This window comes from Candidatus Hydrogenedentota bacterium (genome assembly GCA_019695095.1).
In the GTDB taxonomy this organism is placed as follows: Bacteria; Hydrogenedentota; Hydrogenedentia; order Hydrogenedentales; family SLHB01; genus JAIBAQ01.
In genome coordinates this window covers 14188-40255 of sequence record JAIBAQ010000035.1, presented here as the reverse complement: position 1 = coordinate 40255, position 26068 = coordinate 14188, and the positions used below count along the sequence as shown (strand labels likewise).

The following is a 26068-nucleotide window of genomic DNA, read 5'->3' as shown; positions in this document are numbered from 1 at the left end:
GTGTCCGCGAATTGCCACACTTGGATCGGGTACGGATAGGTGGCATCCAGCGAACCTTGCTTGTCGAGTTTCTCCAGAAGCAGTTTCGCGAGGCGCTGCTGATAGACATCGGAGCTGCCTTGAAGTTCGACGAGCTTCTCGCGCGTCGGGACTTCCGCAAACTTCAATGGAATCTCTTTGTACGCAGCGCGTATCGGTCCATGCACATCACCCGAGGAGTCGCCCACGGTGCCCACAACGGCCTTGCCCAATTCTTCGCCGTATTGCTGGGCAAGCTCCACGGTGCGCCTCGGTATCGGGTTCTGGTCGCCGCCGCACCCCATGAAGAAGAGGGCCGTTGTTCCAGGCAGTTCCTTTTCGACGTACGCCTGCGCGAAGCCCGCGTAGTCTCCGCTGATTTGCTGAAGCGCCAGCACGGTGTTGTGGCAGGCGTATCCGAACAGCACGGCCTTGATGGAGGAATCCGGACGGCGCGCCACAAGCACGGGCACATCGTGATCGACGGGGCCAATTGGGTTGAAATCGTTGATGACGCCGTCGAGCGTATATTTGCGGCGGTTCTTCGCGAAATCGGCCTCGCCGATGCCCCACCGCAGATTGCCCGGCTCCAGGTCTTTCAACGCAAGCCCGATCACTTCAACCAACTGCTCCTTGAGCTTGTCACTGTAGGCCTCGACCACGCTCCATTGCTCGGGCGACATGTCGTAGGTCACGCGAAGGTTGTCCCGCAGCACGGGCGCGCTGTGCGTATGCGAAGCCGTCAACGCCAGCCGCTCTCTCGGAATGCCATAGTCCGATTCGACGCGCTTCGCGACGTCTCGTGAAATGCTCGCAGGCAGGCCCACCAGGTCCGTCGTCACGATGACGGTGCGCGCGCCGGTTTCGTCTTCGACTGCAAGGGCCTTGGCGAAGATGTCGTGGAGCTTTCCCTGCGAAGGTTCGGTTCGAGCCGCGTATCCTGCAAGCCAAATGGGCTGCTCGGGCGTGATGACGATTCGGCCCGCGCCGACTTTAAGTCCTTCGGCGCCCGCGACGCCGGACATGCCAACGGCAATCAGCACACACACGCACAGTCGCAACACCAGCTTCATCGATAGACTCCTTTATTGTGCGATTGCGAATTCGCCATCATCCAACTGCCGCGCCCGCGGACAGCTTCGGCGCGAAGTAGATCCCGGCGATATCGCGGGGCTTCAACACGCGGCGATACAAGGCAACATGGCACATTTTGCCTTCAAAACCAAACAGAGAATCGCTTCGCCCTCCCAGCCACACACCGGGAGCGTCCGCGGAATGCCCTGCCTCGATCTCTCCGACCAAGTCGGGCGTCGAGTTGCCGTTCAGGTACACGGAAGCTTTGCGTCCTTCGCGTACCAGCACGAGATGCGTCCAGCTCCGGGGCTCAAGCACGGTTGCGCCTACCAGCGTCTGACCGAGATGGTCGCCGTTGTAGAGAATGAGACGGCCTGTCGCGGAGCCGCCTCGGTGCGTACCGCCGATGCCCAGATGATCGCCCGGCGCGCCTTGCACACCGTCCGCGCCGCGAGAGAATAAATAACCGGTTACGGCGCGTGCATCGTTGGGCAGACCGTTCCAAAACCAAAAGGCGATGGAAAACGTGTCGCCCAGATTCGGGACGGATACGGCCATGCGTCCGCCGGCAAAATGTGCGGCACGGCAGACGCCGTCTGGATGGCCGGTCTCTTCAATACCGGGCCCTTCAAGGAAGTACGCCACGTTGGGCTCGTACCGTCCGTGCATACGATTGCCCGAAGCGTCGGCGCAACGCGATCCGCACATGGTATCCATGGGCCAATACGCAAGGGGATCCGAGTTGCGCATCGCTCGCACCAGCGGACCTCGGGATTGCGGCATCGGTTGGATCTTCTTGCTGGAAACCTGCTCCAGTAGACCCAGCATCGCGTCCACAATTCGCGGCTCAGCCTCCGGCACAAGGCTCGCGGAACGGGCCGGCCACGCGTTGTATCCGCCGAATGGATGAAGCTCCGGCGGCGGAATATAGCCTTCGGCCCCGTTTGCCAATTCGATGTTCATCGTTTGCGTGAAGGGGCTTCGCCGTTTGAGCTTGAGTCCCGTGATCGCATACACCTCGCAGGGAATGGCCGTGATCGCGAGACCGCCGATCCGAAGTGCCCGAAGCAGGAGTTCGCGTTTGGGTTCCTCGCGCAGATAGAACTGCTCCAGCGCATAGACCTCCTGCTGACTTGTGGGCACAGTGCGGTCGCCCATCCCATCGCGAACCGTTTGCGCCCATGCAAGCCGCTCTTCGGATGGAAGCCTGCGCTCGAGTGTGAGCGCGGTTTCGGCAGCGGCCAATGGCGGATTGTCGCGGTACTCGATTCGCCGAAAAGCCTCTTCCGCCTTCGCCGCGACCTGCTTCGCATAGTGGGCCATGTCGATTTGGACCTGCGGCCGCGAATAGTCCATCCAATGCTGGTCACCACTGGTTCCGTTCGACATCATGACAACGAATTCCGGGTCGGTCTGGCCGGGGGCGATGCGCGCGCGCATCTCCGCGCAAAACATGCCGAAATAATCCGCGGAAATGGGCGTCGTGCCGAAATAGTGCATGGAGTAGTTGGCCAGAAGCGCCAGCGGTTTGCCTTCGCGGGTGCGCACGGCCAACAGGCCCAATTCGGGATCCGTCGGACCGCACGGGCCTATATACTCCGGATTCTGATACCCGGGATGCATCATGGCGCGAATGGTGGCTTCACCGAACGGGTCAGTGCCAATACAGTCGGGACGTCGAATCCACACGCGGCAGTGCGTGTCTTCATGATCGGCGATAGAAGCCCACCCGGCGGAAGCGGGGACCCGGCTCTCGTTGGCCTGGCGGATGCACTCCGCGATACGCCCGGGAAGGCTGGCGGCATACGTTTCGTCGCAGCGCGAGCCCAGCACGCCCATCACGGAAGGCCCCGAGTGAATGTGGTTTGCGGCAATGATCATGCAGCTCTCGGAGATGCCGGTTGCCGCGTGCGCTTCACGCGCGGCTCTGTCGACGAGTTCGCGGGGCAACATCAGGTTGTCCACGACAACAAGGGCCAGCCGCGTCGACCCGTCGTCCAGAACGAGTCCCCTCGCGAACAGGCGGTCATGGATCGTATCCGCCTTGCCTTCGAGGAAGCCTCCGCTGGAAATCACGGGCAGCACGGTGGGCGTGATATCGACGGCTGCCGCGCCCGCGTGCAGCCCGTGTGTGGCTTCTGAGCGGGATCGCGCTCCCGGACTGTCGGCAAAAGCCTGCAATAGGCCACCCGCGGCGGTCGCCATAGTGCCGCCGAGTGTGCTCGCGAGAAATCGGCGCCGGTCCAATTGTTTACTCATGTTGACTTCCGGTGTGGGTAACCGTGGTGAGCCCGGCCTGCGCCTCGACTCCGGCATTCGAAAGTCGAGACTGCGGACGCGGCTTGGCAAAGAGCCGTGAAACTTTGCACAGTTCAACGGTTGAATGCTACTATCTCCCTCTCTGTCTATCAAGGCCGTACGCGCGGCGTGATTGCGGGGGCGGCGCCATCTTTTGCCAGCAGGAGGAGATTCATACCATGGCCAAGTACAAAATTGCGTTAATGGGGGGCGACGGCACAGGCCCCGAAGTGTTGCAGGAAGCCGTGAAGGTATTGGGAGCCGCCGCCCAGCGCTTCAATATTACCTTCGATACCACGTCCTACGACTTCGGTGGCGAACGTTACCTGCGTACGGGCGAAGTGTTGCCGGATTCGGCGACGGACGAGTTGCGCAAGTACGACGCAATCCTGTTGGGCGCCATCGGCCATCCCGACGTGAAGCCCGGCATCCTTGAAAAGGGGATTCTGCTCCGCGTCCGGTTCGAACTCGACCAATACATCAATCTTCGCCCCGTCAAGCTGTATCCGACCGTGGATACGCCTATCAAGGGAAAAGGTCCGAAGGACATCGACTTTGTCGTCGTGCGCGAGAATTCGGGCGACGTGTACACGGGTGTTGGCGGCGTCATGCAGAAGGGCACGCCTCACGAAGTCGCGTCGCAGGTGATGCTCTACACGCGCCATCAGGTCGACCGTTGCCTCAAGTACGCCTTCGAGTACACGAAGAAGCGCAACAAGAACAACACGCTTACGCTGTGCGGCAAGACGAACGTCCTGACCTACGTGTTCGATCTGTGGGAACGCGCGTTCCACGAAATGGGTGCCAAGGACTTTCCGACGATTAAGCGCGACTACGCTCACGTCGATGCGACCACCATGTGGATGGTCAAGAATCCGGAATGGTTCGACGTGATCGTGACCGGTAACATGTTTGGCGACATTATCACCGACCTTGGCGCGATGATTCAGGGCGGAATGGGTATTGCCGCGGGCGGCAACATCAACCCCGAAGGCGTGTCCATGTTCGAGCCGATCGGTGGCAGCGCGCCGAAGTACACGGGCCAGAACGTGATCAACCCGCTTGCGGCCATCTTCTCGGCACAGATGATGCTCGACCACCTCGGCGAGACCGAAGCGGCGGCATGCATGGAAAAGGCATGCGTGGCATTCCTCGAGAAACGCCTCATCCCCGGGCTTTCCGCGAAAGAAATCAAAGAGAGCGGCATGTCCACCACGAAGATCGGCGACGCGATTGCCGACTTGGTCGCGACGATATAGTTCGATTCAGCGTGGGGGTTGTGTCTGTTGTGGCACAACCCCCACGTTGTTTTTTTCCGCCGCGCGCTACGGCGTAGTCTCGGCAGCGGATTGCTTAAAAGTCGCGAGCCACGAGAGGGCCGTTGCCGGGTCAATCACGTGGCCACCATCAAAAAGCGTTAGCCGCACAGGCCCAGCCTCCCGGCGAAACAAGATCGGTTGCGCACGGCCAGACTCGGCCGTGCCTTTGAATGCCAAGCCATCGGGTACTTCCGCTCGCGAAGTCATGAAGTTCACAGTCTCTTCGGTCAACGCGGCGTCAGGCACACCGTTCGCTTCCGCAAGCCGATTGAATGCGCGAAGCGTATGGTCAATGGGCACAGCGCTTCCGTCATGACCGTCGTGTATTCCTGTCTGCAAATCGATAGGAAGACCGGCGGCTCGTTCAAGTTCGAAAACCGGCGACCGGCTATTGTAGGCCTCGATCCGTTCCGGCGTTTCCGGCGGCCCGCCGAAGCACTTCTCCATATCGTCAGCGTAGCGATAACCCTCCTTGCGGCAGAACGCATGCCATGCGGTCAAATCGGTGATGGGCACCCACGCTGACACGGCGGCCCAACGCTTCGGTGCGCGACACGCCATTAGCAAGGCCATGTGTCCGCCGCCCGAACCGCCAAGCAGATACACACGGCGCGGATCCGCGGGTGTATTGGAGAGTGCCCAATCAACGGCGTCGAGCACATCCTGCACCGCCAGGGGCGACCCGCAAGCTTCGGGATGGTTATTGGGTCCCCGGAACTCCGGCGATAAGAAGATCCAGCCCCGTTCGCGGCATCCTGCGAGCGCGGCTTCATAGGCATCGTAGGCGCGGCGGCCGGTAGACCAACTATGCAGGCTTACGAGCAGCGGCACACGGTTGCCGGCAACCGCCTCGGGTACGTCTATCAGACACGGCTGCTGCATGCCGTCTTGGGTGCTTGTCACAAGTACTTCCTGCGGCGCCTTCTCGTCTCGCACGACGATTTGGATTGCTTTCGTGTCCCCGCCGGTGAGTTGATCGCCAGTCAATGTATCTCCTGAATTGCCCGCGGCGTCTTCCGCGCGGCAACGCAATGTGTGGTTTCCGATAGTGAGGTGTATCGGACCATTGCACGGTACAAGGGTCTCATTGTCCACGGCATATTCGAGCTTCTTGACGCCAGAGAGATTGTCGCGCGCGATCAACGTTAGCGCCGTGTTCGGACGCGCGTAGTAGACGCCGCCCTCCTGATCGAGGCGCGGCTCGGCGTTCAGCGTGATGACCGGTGGAGTCCAATCCACCCCGATCCGTTTGCTGACAGGTTCAGCGCGCTCGGTCTTCTTGAACTCTACGACGAACACGCCTTGCTCGCTCACCGTTGCCGAGTCGCCCTCGAACCACTTCCCGCCGTTGACACGCAACCAGCCTGCGCCGTCAAACGTGACTGCCGTGCGCTCGCGCGACCAGGAGTCCGCCTGCGGGGCCTCTTCCTTCTGCCCCGGTTTGCCGCCCGGAAGATTGGCTGCGCCATCCGGAGCCATTGCGGGGCGCAGCAACCGGTCCAGCATTTCGGGCGATAGCTCAGTCGGTGGGTCAAAGCCGGGTCCGGCTACGTACTCCAGAATTCCGTCCATGAGGGCAACACACGCGGGACTGTCCGGCTTGAACGCGCAGTTCGATACCAGAAGCCGCCCGGCGCCGACCCGCTTCTCGAAGACGAGCGCCTGTTTCCGGACGACCTCAGCCGTGCTGATAACTTCGAGGATCGGATCGAATGCCGTGTCGAGATCGGTGACGAGAATCGGTGCGGCTCCTTCGATTACCGGATAGAATTGCCAATCGCCCCATCCCTCGTGCGGAAGGTATTTGAATACCGGATGATCGGCAATGACTGTTCCCACATTGTGTTGGTCGCGCGCACCAGTGCCCGGCCTGAAAGAAGTCCAACCCTTGTGCGTCGGAAACGGTATCGTTCCGAGCAAGAGGACGCTGCCTCCACGCTTCAGGAACTCGACTGTGTTTTCGTTGAGTTCTCGCACGATGCGCAGGCTGCCCGGCTCAAACGCGTAGCAGGGGTCCAACAGGCCGCGCAAGGCTCCATCGACTTCCGCTTTGACTTGGAGCGCGCTTCTGTTCGGAAACACCCAGAAGTCCCAATCGTTCTTCACCAACAGTTCCGCTCCCCGCAACTCGAGCGCAAGGTTGCAGCGAGTCGTCTCCGATACCTGCGGCCACTCGAAGGAGAGGCGGCCGAGCGACGTCACCTGACCGAAGGGGGCGTCATTCACCGGAATCTCGCCGCTGGCGAGCACGCGGCCGCCGTCCGTGAGCCGCCATACGACTCTCCCATTTGTGAGGGGCCGGTCGCCGTACAGTGAAACGAGGCATTCTGGCGCGAAGGCGGCGCCCGCGCGATAGTCGCGGGAAATGGAATGCGCGTCATAGTCGATGAGCAGCACGTTGTCGGCGTTGTAGCGAAGCATACCCTCGACCGTGGAGCCGGGTTTCAGGACGCCGAACTCGTCCATCATGCCCACGGTATAGTGCTCGCAAAAGTGCATGTCGGTCATGCCGAGAAACTCGAATCCCGCGAGTTCGTTGCATTTGCGCGTCTTCTCGATGCAGTACTTGATGCAGGCGGCCTGGAGGAGAGCGCTGTTCCGCCAATAGACTGGCCATCGTTCGAGCAGGCCGGCGGCTTCAAGGTCGGACTTGACCTGATCGTAAAGATACGGAGGGATTCTTCCGGTGTACTTTGCCGCGTTATCGGGGTTCAGATACGACATGCCCATGAACAGTTCGTGCATGATCAGGGGCTTCTCGTAGATCCGGAACCTGGTCTCCATATCGCGCCAGGGTCCTGCGAAATAGGAGTAGCCGAAAGCTCCAGAGGAATAGTGGCCGAAGAGGTCGCAGGCTTTCGTGTACTGCGCCAGACGTTCCGCATGGTGGGGAAACGGTTCAGGAGTCAGACTCGGCTTGTCGGCGTCGTCGAAGGCATAGTCAATACCGCGGATAGCCTGTTGCGGCATGACGAGCGCTTCGGGGTTCATTTGTTTGATGAGATCGTATTGACGCTGAAACTGCTCGATACAGCCCTCGTAGTAGTCGTGCTCTCCGCCAAAGCCATAGATGCCTAACGAAGGATGGCCGCGGGTCCATCTCAGAATCGGTTCCCACACCTCGACGTAAGCGTCGTTGTGTTCTTTAAGGGCCGTTGAATCGTCGCCGCATTGCAGGATGATACCGAGTTCATCCGCGGCATCCATCAGTTCGGGCGGGCAGACCCGCGCGGCGAAGTTGATGTAGTTCATGCCGATCGATTTCGCGCGCGTGATGTGCTCAATCCAATACGGCTTTGAGTGCGGCGCGGCGCCGTGGACGGGGAAATAGTATGCCCCGAACTCACCACGCAGATAGATCGGCTTTCCGTTGAGGAAGAGCTTCCTTCCATCGTGGGACCAACGCCGCACACCGAACCGCTGCCTCTTGGCATCGATCAAATGGCCATACGCATCCTTCCACATCAGCTCCGCGACATAGAGGTGCGGTGCGTCGGGACTCCACGGCAGAATCGACGGCGCCCGCGCATCCCACTGCACCGCCTTCCCTTCGTCATGAGGGGGTATCGGCAATTCCGCCTCGGCGAGGACCTCGCCGTGATCGAGAGTCGTCACGCGCCATTCAAGCCGCGAGCCGGATACGTCACGGTCGCCCGCGAGAGTCGCATCAAACAGCAGGTGCGTGAGGTCGTCGCCGGGACGCACAAACACGTCGGCGATCCGCCCGTTGCCCGCCGCCACGTGAAGAGTCACCGATCCCGAAAGACCCGATGCGCGCCCTGCGTTACCCAGAAAAGCCCAACCGCCAGTGAAGCTTTTTGTATTGTCGAGCGCGATCGTCAGCAGGTTCACGCCGCCGCGGAGTTGAGCGCTCACCTCGAAGTCGCACGGTGTGTACACGCCGTGGTCGTAGCGCCCCACCAGCTCGCCGTTGAGCCAGATGTGCATGCGGCCCACGCCGCCGCCTACGGTGAGCGCGACGCTTCTACCCTCCCAGTCCTCCGGCGCCTGGAATTCTCTGCGGTACCACCCGACTCCCGAAAGGTACTTCACGGGACCTAGCGCCGTCTCGAACGTAGCGTCCGCCCACCACGATGCATTACGCATCCGGTCCCATTGATCGTCCCATGCACCGGGAACGAGGACCTTCGATGAGAATGCGCTGCCTTCGGGCAAGGAAGGCATCTCGTCACTGACGGCTTTGGACCAGTAGAAATCCCACTCGCCGTCCAGCGAAATGTCGATGGGCGTTTCTGCGGACGAGCACAGCACGAGGCTTAGAGCCAGAAGCGAAGAAAGCATGAGCGTTTCCTAACTCGTCGTGCGGCGAAGTTTGAATCCCCCATTAGCCCGCAATTTGCAGCGGCGCAACTGAGCGCAGGTGCAAATTGCTCACGTGCATGACTTTGAGTCTACGCTATGAGGATTTCTCACGAACACACTCTGTTTGTGGAGAACTGCTTTTGTTTTCGCTGCAAGTTCCGCAAATACAGTTGCTATGCGATAGCCGCCTGTGCGTTCGTGAGAAATCCGGACTAGAAATTAAACCGTCACTTAACCGGCATGAAGAGCGTAGCATTAGCAGCATACCGTAACAAGAAGTGTGGCGACACGATTGCCGATTTGGTGACAAAATCATAGAGGAGACACGCGACTCATACTCACCGCCTCCGCCAGAAAAACCGTATCGACATGGAATCTTGCTTTTCACGAATTCATGAGGGACGGCAGGTTATAGAAGGCATACGGAACCGCAAAGCGAAGTCATCCTCCCGTAAGGGTTTGAATACACAGTTTCATCGGACTTCCCTCCCCCCTGAACCCCGCTTAGTAGGGGCTCGCGTCGGAATCCCCCCCCGGCGCGGGCCCCAGCCCCACTCTCCGGAATTCCGGTGTCTCGCGGGCTGTTACGACAGAGAACGTGCTTCACAGAGGATGTGATTTGGCGTACATCATGGGCGCACGAATCCAATTAGCGATTGTGAGCAGTCTCGTCTGCCTGCTGTTTCTCACGGTCGTGACGGCCGACGATGCGCAGACTACCAGTGGATATACAAAGGAAGGAAGTGCGGCAGTGGATTCCCAAACGACAAAGCCCCGGCACACCAACCGGTTGGAACATGAAACAAGCCCCTATCTGCTGCAACACGCGCACAATCCGGTTGATTGGTATCCGTGGGGCGAGGAAGCGCTGAAGCGGGCCCGCGAGGAGGACAAACCGATCTTTCTGTCCATCGGGTATTCGGCGTGTCATTGGTGCCATGTGATGGAACGGGAATCGTTCGAGAATGAGGCCATCGCGGAGTACCTCAACCAGCACTTCATCAGTATCAAGGTCGATCGTGAAGAACGGCCGGACCTGGACGAAATCTACATGATGGCCGTGCAGATCATGACGGGCGGAGGTGGCTGGCCGATGACCGTTTTCTTGACGCCCGACCTGAAGCCATTCTATGGCGGCACGTACTATCCGCCACGCGATGCGTATGGGCGGCCAGGATTCATGACCGTCTTGAAGTCCATCGCCGAGGCATGGGACTCCCGCCGTCCTGAAGTCACCCGCAGCGCGGACCAACTGACGCAGTATGTGAAGCAGAGCGTTACGATGCGCACCGGTGAACCGGCTGCGGTGGATCGCGATCTTATCGCGCAGGCCACGCGTGAGTTGGGGCAGACATTCGATCCGCGCGACGGAGGGTTTGGCGACGCGCCGAAGTTTCCGTCGAGTCCGGCGATTGCGCTTCTGCTTCGCCAATATGCGCGCACGAAAGAGCCCCATCTCCTGGAAATGGCAACCATAACGTTAAAGAAGATGTGCGAAGGCGGCATGTATGACCATTTGGGTGGCGGCTTTCATCGCTATTCCGTGGATGCACATTGGCTCGTGCCCCATTTCGAGAAGATGCTCTACGACAATGCCCAATTGGTTCAGGTCTATCTTGAGGCCTACCAGGTCACGAAGGACCCGCTGTTTGCGCGCGTTGCGCGCGAGACGCTCGATTACGAACTGCGCGAGATGCAGGACCCGCTTGGCGCGTTTCATTCCACCGAGGACGCGGATAGCGAAGGCCAGGAAGGCAAGTACTACATTTGGACGCAGGACGAAATTGTCGGCGCGTTGGGAGAGAATGACGGCAAAGTCTTGTGTGCGTACTACAACGTCCGGCGCGAAGGCAATTTCGATTCGCATGAGCACTATCACGAGGGCATGAACATCCTGCATGTGAGGCGTTCCCGCGAAGAGGTCGCCAAATCGCTATCCATGTCCGTGGAAGAGTTGAATGCCTCGCTAGAGAGAGGCGCGGCTAAGCTGATGGAGATTCGCTCCAAGCGCGTGCGGCCGGGTCTCGACGATAAAGTGCTGACTTCGTGGAATGGGCTGATGATCTCAGCATTGGCTCAGGGTTACCAAGTGCTGGGAGACACGCGGTATCGCGATGCGGGGGAACGCGCGGCGGACTTTGTCTTGACGCGCATGATGCAGGATGGCGCATTACTGCGTACACACCGTCATGGTGAAAGCCGACTGCCCGGCTATCTCGATGACTACGCTTTCATGGCGGTCGCGTTGATCGATCTGTATGAGGCTACGTTCGACATTCGATGGCTGGAAGCCGCGGATCGGTTCGCAAGAACGATGCTGGATCGTTTCTGGGATGCCAACGGTGGCGGGTTCTTCTTCACCACGGAGGATCACCGCGATGTTCTGCTGCGTACTAAGCCCACGTACGACGGCGCGGAACCTTCGGGGAATTCCATGGCTGCCTTGGCCTTGTTGCGCTTGGCGAAACTACTCGACAACAAGACGTATTATGAGAAGGGCGAGGCGGTTTTGCGGGCAAACCACGTGAACATGAAGAACGCCTCGCGTGGGTTCTTGAAGATGCTGTGTGTCGCGGATTTCCACCTGTCCCCCACTAAGGAAATTGCCTTCGTTGGCGCACCGGACAGCGCTCCGGTGCAAGCCTTTCTAAAGGCCTTGCACGGTACATTTGCACCGAATAAAGTGATCGCGTTACTCAATCCGGATTCGGCTGACGCTTCACGCATTCAAGAGTATCTGCCGCTTCTGCAGTCGAAATCGCTGGTGGATACGTTGCCGGCAGCGTACGTATGTCGCGACTTTGCGTGCCGGCAACCCGCAACAACGGTGGATGCTTTCTTGAAAGCGCTGGGCGAGATGGAGTCGTAAAGTAGCCATGACGAATCTACGTACCCTTTGGCTTGCCGCACTAACCCTCGTATGCGTCATAAGTTCGGCCTGGGCTCAGCAGCCTAAAGAACAGACCGTGACTGCCTCCGTATTGTTTGACGCGACCGGCGTCAAGCCCGGCGGGTCTATCCACGCGGCGGTTTCGCTGACAATCCAGCAAGGCTGGCACGTGAACGGCAACAAGCCGTTGGAGGAATTCCTTATACCCACCGCGTTCACATTTGAGGCCTCCGAAGGGATCGTTGTGGGTCAGACCATCTACCCGGAAGCCAAGAACGTGAAGTTGGGGTTCTCAGACTCGCCCGTGGCGGTGTACGAAGGAACGGTTGTCGTGGGGGTGGAATTCTCCGTGGCAACGGACGCATCTCCCGGCTTGAAGACGGTGCCCGCGACACTGCGTTACCAGGCCTGCAACGACAAGCAGTGCCTAGCCCCCGCCAAGTTGCCGGTTGAGTTCGCCATCAACGTGGTCGCCGCCGATGCGGATGTACAGCCGCAGAATGCCGAAGCCTTCAAGGCCTTGTCGTTTACGGCCGCAGCTCCTGTTGAAGTAGCCCCCAAACCCGCTGCGGAAGTTCCCGGCGTTCAAACCCCGGACACACAGGGCAGTGCGAACGAACTACTTAAGGAATTCGAAGTCACGGCTCAAACCGGCGGGTATCTGAATAGCGCCGAATTCTTGAAATTCCTGGATGCGGCGGAGTCAGGCACCCCGTACTCTCAGACGGGCATGTTCGCCGGCAAGGGTGTGCTTGCCATCGTCTTGCTGACCCTGCTGGGCGGACTCGCGCTGAACCTAACTCCCTGCGTTCTACCACTTATCCCAATCAACCTGGCCATCATTGGAGCCGGTGTGAAGGCGGGTTCCCGTGCAAAGGGGTTCGTGCTGGGCGGTTTCTACGGGCTTGGAATTGCCTTGGTCTATGGCGTATTGGGCTTGGTGGCTGTCTTTGGCGCGGCCAGTTTCGGAAGCATTAACTCTTCGCCGTGGTTCAACTTCGGAATCGCTGTCGTATTCGTCGTTCTGGCTTTGGCCATGTTCGATATCCTCTTGATCGATTTCACCAAGTTCCAAAGCAAGCTCGGCATCAAGAAGGAAAAGGGCAGTCTCCTTTTCGCCTTCGTCATGGGCGCGGTAAATGCCCTATTGGCTGGGGCTTGCGTAGCTCCTGTCGTGATTGCGGTCATTCTTTACGCGCAAGATACCTACGCAAGCGGCTCGCCTGTCGGTTTGGTCTTGCCTTTCCTGCTCGGACTGGGCATGGCCCTGCCCTGGCCGTTTGCGGGAGCAGGCCTCTCGATGCTGCCCAAGCCCGGCATGTGGATGGTTCGAGTCAAGCAGGCTTTTGGGGTCTTGATACTCGTGTTTGCCGCCTACTACGGATACCTTGGCTATACGCTCTTTAACGAAACATATCTGGTTGACCGCGAACAGGTTCAGGCCAGCGCCGCCGCCAAGGGTGAAGCCGGATGGGTCTCATCGCTTGAGCAGGGTCTGACTGAGGCCAAGAAGCAGGGAAAACCTGTTTTTATCGACTTCTGGGCAACCTGGTGCAAAAATTGCCTCGTCATGAATGAGACCACCTTCAAGGACCCCGCCGTCCTGAAGCGTCTGGAGGGATATATCAAGGTCAAGTACCAGGCTGAGGCTCCAGACGAACCACCGGCCAAGGATATCTTGTCCCACTTCGAGTATGTGGGGTTGCCGCATTACGCGGTCTTGAAACCCGCCCCGCAGAAATAGAGCTGCCCAGACCCCCGCGGCCCTCCAAAGGCTTGAGGGCGCCCACGCGACATTTTCGGGGAGCGTTCCGGCTGAGGCGTAGCCTAGATACCCCCCGTGCGATCATGTGACATTCTGGTATAGTCCTAGGACTCACTTGGTCACCGCGTTTATTGAAAACCCCGTATATGCCGCGAAAAAATAAATAGTTGCCCGAATCCTGAACGTATGTTAGAGTGTGTCCTTGGTTTGAGCTAGAACAATTAGCCATTTTCTTAGTATGACTATGGCGATGGGCAAGGACTTTGCACGGGCGTACCCGACTGTTGCGGGGCAGTCGGTGGGGTAGCGGTATGACCATCAGGACCAAGGCTTTCTATGTCATCTGGGGAATCCTGTGTCTGTTGATTGTCACTCTACTCGTGCTTCGCGTTGTATTTATCTTCCGCAATGCGGATTATGCCGATAGGGAGGAGATCAGGCGCGGAGCGAGGCTTGCCGTTAGACTCCTTGAACGAGAAGCGAATGAGCTGGGGCGTGTTGCGACAGATTATTCCGGGTGGGACGACACCTACGAATACATCGTTAGCCGAGACGCCAAGTTCATCGAATCCAACTTCCCACCATCCACCTTCTCGAACAACAGTCTGGATCTGGCGATTCTCCTGGATGCAGCAGGGCAATCGGCGTATGCCGAGACCTACAATCCAGAACTGAACGCATGCCAACCCGTACCTGAGGAGGTCCTCAATCTTATCGCAGGGGACCGGGAGATTCTGCAACGTGCTGCTGACGAAGGCGGCGCGGCAGGTGTCTGGATGTTGCTGGATACACCCACTTTGTTGGCCTATCGACCCATCCTCAAGAGCGATCTGACGGGTCCCGTCAAGGGTACCCTTATTTTTGGCCGGCGCGTGGATAGTGACATGCTCGCATCGGTGTCTCAGCTTACGGGGAAACGGGTAACGGTTCTGCAACTCGAAGATCCTGCAATTCCCGGTCATACTCAAGACGCACTTCGCAGAGGCAATTTTGTCTCCGATCCCCCCGTTGATCTTCCAGGCGCCGGCATTGCCGTGGGTTACAGTATGCTTGTAGACGGACATGGCAGGCCCACTTGCGTCATCCGGTGCGAGGGAAAGCGGGCCGATCGGACGACTTACATCCTCACCGCCGCATTGGCAGGTGGAACACTGCTGCTTGGTTTGGCAATCTCGGGCATAAGTGCCCTGTTCCTGCTGGATCGGCTTCTGTTTCAGCGTCTTACCAAGCTGCATAGCCTGGTTGCGGACGTTCAGAGAACGCGCGACTACTCATTGCGGGCCGAAGACAATGGCGGCGACGAAATCTGCGAACTATCTGCGGCGTTCAACGGACTGCTGGCGTCGCTGCAGGCCAATCTGGAGGAACGTGCCCGCGCTTCCAAGGCTCTTGAGGTAAGCGATGAGAGGTTTCGGGCTCTGCTGCAGCACTCCTCCGATGTGATTGCTTTGTTCGACGGCAATGGTATTGTTTCGTATATCAGCCCCTCCGTGCAGCGCGTACTGGGATATGACCCGGAAGCGATCCTTGGTCATCCCTCCCTTGAGTTTGTCTATCCCGACGACAGACCCGAATGCAGAAGACTCTTCGAGGAGGCATCGGCGAAGAGTGGTAATGCGATGACGATCGAATTTCGTGCCTATCATGCAGATCGTTCGCTGCACTGGATCGAGGCTATCGCCGAGAATCTGCTGGATGATCCTTCGGTAGGCGCCATCCTGGTGACAGTGCGCGACATCTCGGAAAGAAAACGTACCGGACAGCTCTTGGCCGAGAACGAACGGCGGCTGCGGGAAGTAGCCTCGCGCACCGGGCAGCTCGTGTACGACTATGACCGGAGTTTGGGCCGTATTGTTTGGGAAGGCGCGATTGAGGCGATAACAGGTTATCCGTCGGACGTACGCCGCGGGATCGAATGGGCAGAGTGGGAAAAGATGATCGCCCCCCAGCATGTGTCGCGTGTTCTTGCTTCGTTGGACCTGGCCGGCATAAGCGGACGCGCCTATATGCTCGAGTATCGTCTCACTCGCGCGGACGGTTCGAGTTTGCTGGTTGAAGATAGTGGCATGGTAGTCAAGGGCGACACCGCCGGGGTGCCTCGCTTCTTGGGCTCAATTACCGATATCTCGGAGGCGAGGGCGCGCGAGGATGCCCTTGTCGAATCGCGAAACGCGCTCCAGACCGTGATTGACAATGTATACGAAGCCATTATCGTGCATGACCGGGGGGGGAACATTGTCGAAGTCAACGAGAAGATGCTGAAGATGTACGGCCTTACGCGTGCGCAAGCACTACGGTGTACGATTGCCGACCTCTCCGTGGCGGAACAATCTCTTGACGATGCCAAGAGAAATTGGAGCCGTGTACTGGCCGGAAACAACATGTTGTTCGAGTGGAAGGCTCAACGCCCCAACGACAAGAGTGAATTTGACGTTGAAGTGTATTTGACCAGCATCTCGCTGCGGGGGTCCGTGTACATTCTGGCAAGCGTTCGTGATCTTACGGAAATCCATGAGGCGCAGCTTGCGGCAAATGAAAGCGAAGCCCGGTTCAGAGAGCTGCTGGAACGAACCAGCCTGCTTGCACTGATGCTTGATGCGAACGGCATGATCACATTCTGCAATGACTCATTCGTTGCGATGACCGGTTGGTCGCGGGAAGAATTGCTGGGATCCGACTACTATGAGACCATCGTTGCCCCGGAAGAGCGTGCGGAGGCCAGGCAGTCTTACCAACGCTGTATCGATGACGGAGTCGCTCAATCCAACGTGCAGCGCACTATTGTCACAAAGTCTGGCTCGCGCCGTAATCTGGTCTGGGATACAACCCATCTGCGGGACGGATCCGGTATTCGGATTGGCATCGCGACGATAGGCCGTGACGTAACCGATCACCGCCGGCTGGAAGAACAGTATCGGCAGTCGCAGAAAATGGAGGCCGTTGGACAGCTCGCCGGGGGTGTGGCGCACGATTTCAATAATCTGCTCCAAGTGATTTCAGGTTATATCGACCTGACACTGGATGAAATGCCGCGCTCGAACGCTGCGTATGCTCAACTGAACGAAGTGAAAGGCGCCGCCTCCCGCGCGACAACGCTCGTCAGACAATTGTTGACCTTCAGCAGAAAGGATACGGCGCAGTTGACGAGCGTCAATCTGAATGCCGTGATCGCCAATGTCTTGAAGTTGATCAGAAGGGTGATCGGCGAGCACATTGTCCTGGAGACATCGATTTCAACCGAATTGCCTTTTATTCACGGCGACTTGGGTCAACTTGACCAAGTGCTCATGAACCTGTGTGTCAATGCTCGCGATGCGATGCCTTCGGGTGGCACCATCCAAATTAAGACAGAAGCTGTTTCCGTGAATGACGAATTCGTGAGGCTTTATCCTTGGGCTCGTGAAGGCAAGTATGTGTTGCTGGAAGTTGCGGACACCGGTCACGGTATGTCCCAAGAAGTCCAAAGCCACATCTTTGAGCCCTTCTACACGACCAAGGAGGTGGGTAAAGGAACTGGACTCGGCCTGGCCACCGTATACGGAGTCGTCAAGCAGCACTCTGGGTTCATCCACGTGTACAGCGAACTCAACAAGGGCACCGTCTTTCGCATCTACTTGCCAACGGGCGTTAATACTCCCGAGTCCGGCTTCGAGTCACAGTATGCGCCGGCCTCGACCCCTTCCGGCACAGAGACCATTCTGGTTGCCGAGGACGAGGAGCAAGTCCGAAAACTGACATCAAAGCTGCTGCAAAACGCCGGTTACACGGTACTGCTTGCTAATGACGGCGAGGAGGCACTGCGGATCTTTGAGTCGCACAAGGAGCAGATCTCCCTGTGCTTGCTGGATGTGGTCATGCCAAAGAAGAGTGGGAAAGCGGTTTACGACGTCATCATGGCTCTGAAGCCAGGCATGAAAGTCCTATTCTGCAGCGGGTATAGCTTTGGCATGCTTGCGGCGGAACACTTGCCCGAGACGGGAGTTCAGGTTATCCAGAAGCCGTACAGTCCCGGCGTTCTGCTCCGGCAGATTCGAGAATCGCTTGACGCGCCCGTTACGGTGTAGTTCGGCTTACTCCCCGGTATCCCCGTCTTCAACCGCCGAGCCGGTATCATCGCCGTCGTCTTCGGTCACGGCACGGCCCACGGCGCTAATCTTGGCGCCCTCGTTCGGGGTCATGACTTTCACGCCCTGGGTGTTGCGGCCGATGGTGCGAATGTCCTTCACCGTGGTCCGTATTACGATCCCGTCCGTGCTGACCACCACGATCTCGTCATTGTCATCGACTGTCATCATGGCGACGACGTTCCCGTTGCGGGCCGTGGTCTTGATGTTGATGATTCCCTGACCGCCGCGATGCTGCAGGCGGTACTCGCCGACCTGCGTGCGCTTTCCGAATCCGTTCTCGGTCACACTCAGCACGGTCTGCTCTTCATGGGCAATGGATACGCCAATGACCCGGTCGCCCTTGTCGAGACGGACGCCAATCACGCCGCGCGCGTTGCGCCCCATCGGACGGACGTCGGATTCGGGGAACCGGATGGCCATGCCCAAGTACGTCGCAATCAGGATGTTGTCGTTGCCGGACGTGATCGAGACTTCAATAAGCTCGTCGCCCTTATCGAGGTCGATGGCGATGATACCTGTCGCGCGCGGATTGCTGAACGCTTTCAACTCCGTCTTCTTGACCGTACCGTCTTTCGTTACCATGAACACGAACTTGCCGTCGTCGTTCAGGTCGCGCACGGGCAGACATGCCGTTACGACTTCGTCGCCGGTTAGCTCAAGCACGTTAACAATCGCACGGCCCCGCGCCGTACGGCTCGCCTTCGGCAATTCGTGAACTTTCCGCCAATAGACCTTGCCGCGATTCGTGAAGAACAGCATGTACTGATGCGTCGACGCGATGAAGAGGTCTTTTACGAAGTCCTCTTCCTTCGTCTCCATACCCGTGACGCCACGCCCGCCGCGGCGCTGCTTGCGGTAGGCGTTCACCGGCACGCGCTTGATGTAGCCTTCGTTCGACACGGTCACGACCATGTCTTCGTCGGCGATGAGGTCTTCGACGGAGAACTCGGAGCGCTCCCCAAGAATCTGCGTGCGCCGCTCGTCGCCGTACTTGTCGCGCACCTCAAGGATCTCTTTGCGAACCTCGGCGAGGATCGTACGTTCGCTGGACAAGATCTGCTTGAAACGTTCGATCTCTTTCAGGAGTTCTTGATATTCCTTCTCCAATTCTTCGCGTTCGAGGCCCGTGAGGCGGCGCAGGCGCATCGCAAGGATTTCATTGGCCTGCACATGGGTAAAGCCGAATCGCTCCATCAAGCGGTTGCGGGCCTCTTCCGTGTCGGCGCTGGCGCGGATGATCGCGATAACCTCGTCGATGTGATCGATGGCTTTGAGCAGCCCTTCGAGGATGTGCGCCCGCTCTTCGGCTTTGCGCAGATCGTACATCGTGCGGCGCTTGACGATTTCGGCGCGGTGCCGCACGTAGTGATAGATCATCTCCGCGAGGGAGAGCACGCGAGGCTGGTTGCGCACCAACGCCAGCATCATGATGCTGTACGTATCCTGAAGCTGTGTGTGCTTGTAAAGCTGGTTGAGAATAACCTGCGGTTCGTCGCCCTTGCGCACCTCAATCACGATGCGCATGCCTTCGCGGTCGGATTCGTCGCGCAGGTCCGTAATGCCTTCAACAGTCTTTTCGCGCACGAGCGCGGCAATCGCTTCAACGACGCGCGACTTATTGACCTGGTAAGGAATCTCGCTGACGATCAAGCGATCCTTGCCGCTGCTGACGTCGTGTTCAACCGCAACCTTGGCGCGCACCGTAATCCGCCCGCGGCCGGTCTCGTAGGCTTCGGAAAGGCCTTCGGTGCCGTAGATGATGCCGCCTGTCGGGAAGTCCGGCGCTTTTACAAATCGCATCAAATCGCGCGAAGTCGCTTGCGGATTGTCAATGAGGTGTATGACCGCGTCGCAGACTTCCGTCAGATTATGCGGAGGAACGCTCGTCGCCATACCCACGGCAATTCCGTAGGAGCCGTTGACCAAGAGATTCGGAATGGCCGACGGCAGTACGATCGGCTCCTGCAAACGGCTGTCGTAGTTGTCCTGGGTCTCGACGGTTTCCTTTTCGATGTCTTTCAACATTTCGGCAGTCACGGCCGCCATGCGCGCTTCGGTATATCGCATGGCCGCGGGACTGTCGCCGTCGATGGAGCCAAAGTTACCCTGACCGTCAATCAGGGGATAACGCATCGCCCACGGTTGGGCCATGCGCACGAGGGTGTCGTAGATGGCCTGGTCGCCATGAGGGTGGTATTTACCCATGGCATCGCCAACGATGGCCGCCGATTTGCGGTAGGGCTTGTTGTTCACCAGCCCAAGTTCGTGCATCGCATAGAGAATTCGCCGGTGGACGGGTTTCAATCCGTCACGCACGTCGGGGAGCGCGCGGCTTACGATCACGCTCATCGAATAATCGAGAAACGAGGTCTTAAGCTCTTGTTCGATTGCGATTGGAATGATACGTTCGCTTGGCGTTTCCATGTCGGTCCCGGGTTTCCCTTTGGCTCTTCGCGATCCTACTACTGCCTGCGATGAACGCGGCTACGTGTCCAGATTCCGGACATCCAAAGCATACTTCTCGATAAAGTTCTTGCGCGGTTCCACCAAATCGCCCATCAAGGTTACAAACATGGTGTCCGCGGCCGCATCGTCGTCGGCATTCACGCGCAACACCGTGCGCTTGTCTTGTGCCATGGTCGTTTCATGGAGCTGCTCGGGATTCATTTCACCCAAGCCCTTGTAGCGTTGAATCTCCAAACCCTTCTTTCCAAGGTCGTGAAGATAGGTGTTGACCTGCATCAAATCGTCGGTTTCCAGAAGCACATCTTTGTTGCTGTTTTCGATGCGATAGGGCGCGTCGCCGAGCGCCGCGATGTCTTCGTTGTGCAACGCCAGCACGGAAAATTCATGACTGTGCAGAAATGCCAGGTCGACTTGTCCGTCACGGCGCGCAAGACGCGGACGTTCGTTGCCATTGCCGTTTCCGTTCCCATTGCTGTTTCCCTCGGCGAGATCCATCTGCTCATGGTAGGTGTTGATAATCTCAAGGCCCGGGAAGAAATCGGCAATGTCCAACTCGCTAATGCTGGTTGGTTCGAGGTGCTTGTCCTTAATGAGGCGCAGACATTTCAAGATGGATGCGCGCGGCGCACCATAGACGCGCTCGATGCGCGAGAACAACCGAGCGCGGTCTTGCGCCGAACGGAGCGCCTTGGTGAGTGTCTTGAGATTGGCCGCCGACCGCTTGTCAGAACCGTTCACCTGCGAGGTCACGCTGACAGAATCCAGAATCGTCTCCAGCAGGAACTTCGAAAGCTCGTCTTCTGTGCTCAGGTATCGCGACTTCTTGCCCTTTCTCACCAGGAAGAGCGGCGGCTGTGCGATGTAGAGATGACCGCGACGAATCAGTTCGGGCATCTGCCGGAAGAAGAACGTCAGCAGCAGCGTGCGAATATGGGCCCCGTCCACGTCAGCATCGGTCATGATAATGACCTTGTGGTAACGGAGGTTTTCGATCTTGAGATCGTCCTTGCCGACGCCTACGCCCAGGGCCGTGATGATTGCACGGATTTCCTCGTTGTTGAGCATCTTGTCGGTTCGGGCTTTTTCCACATTCAGGATCTTGCCTCGAATGGGAAGGATCGCCTGATACTTCCGGTCGCGGCCCTGCTTGGCGGAACCGCCCGCACTGTCACCCTCGACGATGTACAGTTCACACAACGAGGGATCCTTTTCGGAACAGTCGGCCAGCTTGCCGGGAAGCGACCAGGAGTCGAGCGCGCCCTTGCGGCGCGTTAGCTCTTTGGCCTTGCGAGCGGCTTCGCGGGCGCGCGCCGCATCGGTGCACTTGCTCACGATACGATTGGCGACCGTCGGGTTTTCTTCGAAGTACGTTTGTAGCCCTTCGTAAACCATCGAGTTTACGATGCCCTGCACCTCGCTGTTCCCCAACTTCATCTTGGTCTGGCCTTCAAACTGGGGATTGTGCAGGCGAACGGAAATGATTGCCGTCAGGCCTTCGCGCGTGTCGTCGCCGGTGATGGCGTAGTCGTTCTTTTTGAGAAGGTTGTTCTTCTTCGCGTAGTCGTTAATGGCCTTGGTGAGCGCGGTCTTGAACCCGCTCAGGTGCGTGCCGCCTTCGTGCGTGTTGATGTTGTTCGCGAAGCTCATGATCACGTCCGAGTAGGACGTGGTGTATTGCATCGAGACTTCGCACTGAACCGAGTCCTTCTCCAGTTCGAGATAGATGGGTTTACGGTGCAGCGCTTCTTTGTTTGCGTTGAGGTACGAGACAAACTCGATGATGCCGCCCTTGTATTGGAGGACTTCCGCTTCGGCATCGGTGCGTTCGTCTTCGAAGACAATCTTGACGTTCTTGTTGAGGAACGCCAGTTCCCGCAGACGCGTCAGGAGCGTGGCGGCGTTGAACGTCGTGTCCTCGAACATGTCGCCGTCGGGCTTGAAGGTGATGCGGGTGCCGGTCGACTTCGTCTTGCCGCGAACTTCAAGGGGCCCGACGGGAACGCCGCGCTTGAACGACATGAAGTGAACTTGGCCGTCCTTTTTGACCTCGGCCTCCAGCCATTCGGACAACGCATTCACGCACGACACGCCAACGCCGTGCAGACCACCCGAGACTTTATAGCTTTCATTGTCGAACTTACCGCCGGCGTGCAACACCGTCAAGACGACTTCGAGCGCAGTCTTGCCTTTGAAACGCGGGCTTTTGTCGACCGGAATGCCGCGTCCGTCGTCGATAACGCTAATGGTATTGTCGATGTGAACCTTCACGTCGACGCGCGAACAATACCCCGCCAGAGCCTCGTCGATGCTGTTGTCGACGACCTCGTACACGAGGTGATGAAGGCCGCGCGTGCCCGTGTCGCCGATGTACATGGCGGGCCGTTTACGAACGGCCGCGAGCCCTTCGAGAATTTGGATATTGTCGCCGGTGTAAGTCTTTTCAGCCATTTGATTTACCTTGTACGCACCTCAGGCATGTTTTGGGTGCAGTGGAAAGACACGTTAGTATATCAAAAAGGAGGGGCGAAAACAACATTTAACCCAAGATTTGGCGCAAGGTTAAGGTGTGTTATACGCCATGTTGTGCAGAGGGATCGGAATCTTCGTTTTTGAGCGTGATGAAAACATCCGAAACGACTTCGCGCCCCGCCAGCTTGTTGATGCGCTTCAGTAGCCCCCATTTCTCGTAGGCAAACCGATTCATCCAGACAGGGCTGTCCGCCTCTATGTATAACATATTGTCACGTATTGTTTTAGGGAATCCGTGCGCGGCCAGATTCGGCCCGGCCAGTTCGGGCCAGCGCGCCCAGATCTCCGCTTGCTGCAACCGCTTACCCAGGTCGGACGAGGCCTTGAGATTCTTGAGTATGTCTCCGACTGCCAACGGCTTGATGGGCGGGGCGTCGGGATCGACCTTCCGGCGCCGTTTCGGATAGGCCCTGTACCCGTTCTTGCGTGTCTTCTTGTCGTTCATTCGACAAGCCCGCCCGAGGAAATCGTGAATCGCACACAACCATTCGGGAACAGGTCGTCGCGGTCTGCGAGGTCGGTCGTCGTGATGAAGCACTGGGCGTCGCTGGGCAGCGATCGGGCCAGTCGTTCCGCGCGCGTGGCGTCCAGCTCTGAGAAGACATCGTCCAACATGAGGATAGGATACTCGCCGGTTCGCGCCCGCACCAGATCCAGCTCCGCCAGTTTCAAGGCCAATGCGGCTGTCTTCTGCTGCCCTTGCGAGGCCATCTGCCGCGCGGACGTCCCCGCGAGCGTGAACTCCATGTCATCGCGGTGGGGACCGTGGGTCGTGACTCCCTGCTTCAAGTCGGAACGGCGCGACGATGCAATCACGTCCGCAAGCGCATCGGCAGACTTCGCGTCCGGCCGGTATTCGATCTCCAGAGGTTCATCGCTGGCGATAGCCTGATACCCGGCGAGCGCTCGCGGTCGCAGCTCGGCGAGAAACTGCTCGCGCTCCTGCATAAGGACGACGCCGTGCGTCACGAGCTGGGTGTCCCACGCGTCCAATTGGGCGGTATCCGGAGTCGGGCGGCGCAGCAGTTCGTTGCGTTGGCGCAGGACGAGGCGGTACTGCTGCAGAGCGTATAGGTAGCGGGGACTAATTTGCGAGAGCTCCATGTCGAGGAAAGCGCGCCGTTGCGACGCGGACCCACGGACAATGCCGACGTCTTCGGGCGAGAAGAAGACCACGTTAATCTTGCCGAGAATGTCGCTGAGCCGCGTCTGAGCGATTCCGTTCACCTTGAACCGCTTGGCCCCCTCCCACCACACGGCCTCGATTGCGACTTCGCGATCGGTTCGCTGCGCGCGAGCGAGCACCCGAAAGCGCTTCTTGCCTGCGCGAACGAGTTCGGCGTCGGTCCGCGTACGGTGACTCTTTGACGTGGACGCGTAGAGCAGCGCCTCCAATAGGGAGGTCTTCCCTTGCGCATTCTTGCCGCGAATCACGTTGATGCCCGCACCAGGAACCAGGCGAATGCCGGTGATACAGCGGAAATTCTCGCAGGATAGTTCAAGTAACCGCATGGTGGTTCGGATGTCTGCGTGACGGGTTTGGCATTCCTACGCCTCCCCAGGTCACGCTACTTCGCCATGTGGATGAGTTCGTCCACGGTATACAGCGAGGCGCAGAATCGATCGACAACCGTTGGGATTTGGGAGTTCTTGATGCCCGAAGCCGTCCACATCTCGTCGTGAATAGACGGCACGGACTCCTGCGAAGACAAGATCCCGGAAACGTTGCAGAGGTAGTCTGCCACCGCGATACACGCGGCCAGGGGCCGGGTCTTGGGGTCTTTGCACCGATTCAGATCGTGGTGCGACGTGATGGCCATCGAAAGGGTCTTGGAAAGCCCCCAGTTTAGAACAAGACGTCCGCCGACCTCGGCGTGGTCGGTGCCAATCACTTCCCACTCCGCGACATGGCCTGGAACACGCCGCGCATAACTCAAGGCCGACGCGCGCTCAATGTCCTCCGGCATGAATTCCGAGAGGACTATCTTGCCGATATCGTGAACGAGGCCGTAGATGAACGCTTCCTCGCCGTCAATCCCAGCCTGAGGCACGCACTCGGACAGGACTTTCATGGCAATGCCGCAGCTTACGCTGTGCCGAAGCAGCTCATCCGTCCCTTTGCGGAAACTGTCGAAGACGGTGGCGGTGTAGACGAGGTTCTTGATGACTTTGAGTCCAAGCAGGCTGACGGCATGGTCAACGGAAGTGACCTTATGGGTGAGGCCGTAATAGGCCGAGTTCACGAGACGCAGCGTCTTCAGGGCAAGCGCGGGATCGCTGTGAATAGCCTGTCCCACTTCCGAGAGATTCGACTTGGGGCTGTTGATGAGTTGCGTGATCCACGCCACCGACGCGGGCAAACTCGGCAACGTAACAATGCCGTCAAGTAGGAAGTCTATGTTGCGGACAACCGTCACGTTTGCCTCTTTGAATTAAGTCTGGACCTCTGTTGCCAAGGGTCGCGGCGACCTCTGGCGAGCCTCCGTCAAACGTTGTCCGGAGGGGTTAGCCCCGAGGAACCGTAGGCCCGCTCTTGCATGCAGAGTACCTCAGTTATGTCCCTGGGATGCAAGCTGGCGAGGCAATCGAGGAAAGGCAACGTCGCAACCTTGCCTGCGGCGTCGGCTGGCATGACCAACATTGCGCCGCGCGGGTTGGCGCGGGAAGATACCAATACAACCTTGCCCCACTGGCCATCCAACAGGGTCACCGGCGCCACCAGCGCCGGACCCTGGCGTTTCCACTCCATGGCAGGGCTAGAAGATGTATTCGGGCTCAAGAATCGGATCGAAGTTCACTTCCTTGTCCGATACCGGGAAAGTAAACACTTCGTAGACACCCGTACCGGTGCGAAGGAACGCGCGGGTCGTGCCTAACACGGGAACCACGCCCAACAAGTACCCCAAAGGCTTGCCTTCTTTGAGCTTCTGGTCGAAGGTCACGGGAATCTCGGCCCACCCTAGCAGGATGTTCGACAAACCACGCCCAAGCTTCGTCAGGCGCTTTTCGAACCCGGTCGGCGGCCGGATTTCATCGTCGGGGTCATAGGACTGCGACCAACTGATGGCCGGAACCAACATAACGGCCGCAATCAGAACGACGCAAACCGATGAAAGCCAAGGTTTTCTCCACGCGCTCACACCCCGTTCCTCCATGTGTAAACAGATGCAATTCGGCGCTTTGGACGCTGATGCAAGTCTAGCATGCGCCGAACAGACTGTCAATCTTTTACTTGCTTCTGTCGATACCTGCTCCAGAA

14 protein-coding genes are annotated in these 26068 nt (G+C 58.5%); 4 read left to right on the top strand and 10 right to left on the bottom strand.

What is annotated here, in order from left to right:
• The coding region (locus tag K1Y02_08285) for a neutral/alkaline non-lysosomal ceramidase N-terminal domain-containing protein (protein ID MBX7256348.1) at positions 1 to 1091 on the bottom strand (1091 nt) is incomplete at its 3' end.
• A gap of 37 nt (positions 1092 to 1128) precedes the next feature.
• Positions 1129 to 3351, bottom strand: a complete 2223-nt coding sequence (locus K1Y02_08280) for a hypothetical protein (protein ID MBX7256347.1) — start codon at positions 3349 to 3351, stop codon at positions 1129 to 1131.
• Positions 3352 to 3569: 218 nt separating this feature from the next.
• On the opposite strand from K1Y02_08280, the gene K1Y02_08275 reads away from it, so the two are divergent.
• Complete coding sequence (locus K1Y02_08275) at positions 3570 to 4649, top strand: 3-isopropylmalate dehydrogenase (GenBank protein ID MBX7256346.1); 1080 nt, start codon at positions 3570 to 3572, stop codon at positions 4647 to 4649.
• A gap of 66 nt (positions 4650 to 4715) precedes the next feature.
• Here K1Y02_08275 and K1Y02_08270 read toward each other — a convergent pair whose 3' ends face one another.
• Positions 4716 to 9011 carry a prolyl oligopeptidase family serine peptidase gene (locus K1Y02_08270; protein ID MBX7256345.1) on the bottom strand — a complete coding sequence of 1432 codons (4296 nt, stop codon included), beginning with the start codon at positions 9009 to 9011 and terminating at the stop codon, positions 4716 to 4718.
• 652 nt (positions 9012 to 9663) lie between these two features.
• Between K1Y02_08270 and K1Y02_08265 the strand changes: the two genes are divergently transcribed.
• The 3 genes from K1Y02_08265 to K1Y02_08255 all read left to right on the top strand — a co-directional run bounded on the left by K1Y02_08265 (position 9664) and on the right by K1Y02_08255 (position 17751).
• Positions 9664 to 11901, top strand: a complete 2238-nt coding sequence (locus K1Y02_08265) for a thioredoxin domain-containing protein (GenBank protein ID MBX7256344.1) — start codon at positions 9664 to 9666, stop codon at positions 11899 to 11901.
• Positions 11902 to 11908: 7 nt separating this feature from the next.
• Positions 11909 to 13666, top strand: coding sequence for a thioredoxin family protein (locus K1Y02_08260; GenBank protein ID MBX7256343.1), 1758 nt, complete (start codon positions 11909 to 11911; stop codon positions 13664 to 13666).
• Between the two features lie 332 nt (positions 13667 to 13998).
• Complete coding sequence (locus K1Y02_08255) at positions 13999 to 17751, top strand: PAS domain S-box protein (GenBank protein MBX7256342.1); 3753 nt, start codon at positions 13999 to 14001, stop codon at positions 17749 to 17751.
• 6 nt (positions 17752 to 17757) lie between these two features.
• Here K1Y02_08255 and gyrA read toward each other — a convergent pair whose 3' ends face one another.
• The 7 genes from gyrA to K1Y02_08220 all read right to left on the bottom strand — a co-directional run bounded on the left by gyrA (position 17758) and on the right by K1Y02_08220 (position 25949).
• A complete protein-coding gene (gyrA, locus tag K1Y02_08250; protein ID MBX7256341.1) occupies positions 17758 to 20238 on the bottom strand; it encodes a DNA gyrase subunit A in 2481 nt (826 codons plus the stop codon).
• 60 nt (positions 20239 to 20298) lie between these two features.
• Positions 20299 to 22728, bottom strand: coding sequence for a DNA topoisomerase (ATP-hydrolyzing) subunit B (gene gyrB, locus K1Y02_08245; GenBank protein ID MBX7256340.1), 2430 nt, complete (start codon positions 22726 to 22728; stop codon positions 20299 to 20301).
• 121 nt (positions 22729 to 22849) lie between these two features.
• Positions 22850 to 23254 carry a DUF721 domain-containing protein gene (locus tag K1Y02_08240; GenBank protein ID MBX7256339.1) on the bottom strand — a complete coding sequence of 135 codons (405 nt, stop codon included), beginning with the start codon at positions 23252 to 23254 and terminating at the stop codon, positions 22850 to 22852.
• Positions 23251 to 24321 carry a DNA replication/repair protein RecF gene (gene recF / locus K1Y02_08235; GenBank protein ID MBX7256338.1) on the bottom strand — a complete coding sequence of 357 codons (1071 nt, stop codon included), beginning with the start codon at positions 24319 to 24321 and terminating at the stop codon, positions 23251 to 23253. Before recF ends, K1Y02_08240 begins: the two co-directional genes overlap by 4 nt.
• A gap of 56 nt (positions 24322 to 24377) precedes the next feature.
• Positions 24378 to 25226 (bottom strand): HDOD domain-containing protein, encoded by an 849-nt coding sequence (locus tag K1Y02_08230; GenBank protein MBX7256337.1) that lies wholly within the window; start codon positions 25224 to 25226, stop codon positions 24378 to 24380.
• 68 nt (positions 25227 to 25294) lie between these two features.
• Complete coding sequence (locus K1Y02_08225) at positions 25295 to 25558, bottom strand: hypothetical protein (protein MBX7256336.1); 264 nt, start codon at positions 25556 to 25558, stop codon at positions 25295 to 25297.
• Positions 25559 to 25565: 7 nt separating this feature from the next.
• Positions 25566 to 25949, bottom strand: coding sequence for an exosortase system-associated protein, TIGR04073 family (locus K1Y02_08220; GenBank protein MBX7256335.1), 384 nt, complete (start codon positions 25947 to 25949; stop codon positions 25566 to 25568).
• Between the last annotated feature and the right edge of the window lie 119 nt (positions 25950 to 26068).

What these genes read in the sequence shown, in the direction of transcription:
- recF (MBX7256338.1), bottom strand. Translation starts at nt 24,321, where the DNA reads ATGCGGTTACTTGAACTATCCTGCGAGAATTTCCGCTGTATCACCGGC.
- K1Y02_08270 (MBX7256345.1), bottom strand. Translation starts at nt 9,011, where the DNA reads ATGCTTTCTTCGCTTCTGGCTCTAAGCCTCGTGCTGTGCTCGTCCGCA.
- K1Y02_08280 (MBX7256347.1), bottom strand. Translation starts at nt 3,351, where the DNA reads ATGAGTAAACAATTGGACCGGCGCCGATTTCTCGCGAGCACACTCGGC.
- K1Y02_08275 (MBX7256346.1), top strand. Translation starts at nt 3,570, where the DNA reads ATGGCCAAGTACAAAATTGCGTTAATGGGGGGCGACGGCACAGGCCCC.
- K1Y02_08260 (MBX7256343.1), top strand. Translation starts at nt 11,909, where the DNA reads ATGACGAATCTACGTACCCTTTGGCTTGCCGCACTAACCCTCGTATGC.
- gyrA (MBX7256341.1), bottom strand. Translation starts at nt 20,238, where the DNA reads ATGGAAACGCCAAGCGAACGTATCATTCCAATCGCAATCGAACAAGAG.
- K1Y02_08255 (MBX7256342.1), top strand. Translation starts at nt 13,999, where the DNA reads ATGACCATCAGGACCAAGGCTTTCTATGTCATCTGGGGAATCCTGTGT.
- K1Y02_08225 (MBX7256336.1), bottom strand. Translation starts at nt 25,558, where the DNA reads ATGGAGTGGAAACGCCAGGGTCCGGCGCTGGTGGCGCCGGTGACCCTG.
- K1Y02_08265 (MBX7256344.1), top strand. Translation starts at nt 9,664, where the DNA reads ATGGGCGCACGAATCCAATTAGCGATTGTGAGCAGTCTCGTCTGCCTG.
- gyrB (MBX7256340.1), bottom strand. Translation starts at nt 22,728, where the DNA reads ATGGCTGAAAAGACTTACACCGGCGACAATATCCAAATTCTCGAAGGG.
- K1Y02_08240 (MBX7256339.1), bottom strand. Translation starts at nt 23,254, where the DNA reads ATGAACGACAAGAAGACACGCAAGAACGGGTACAGGGCCTATCCGAAA.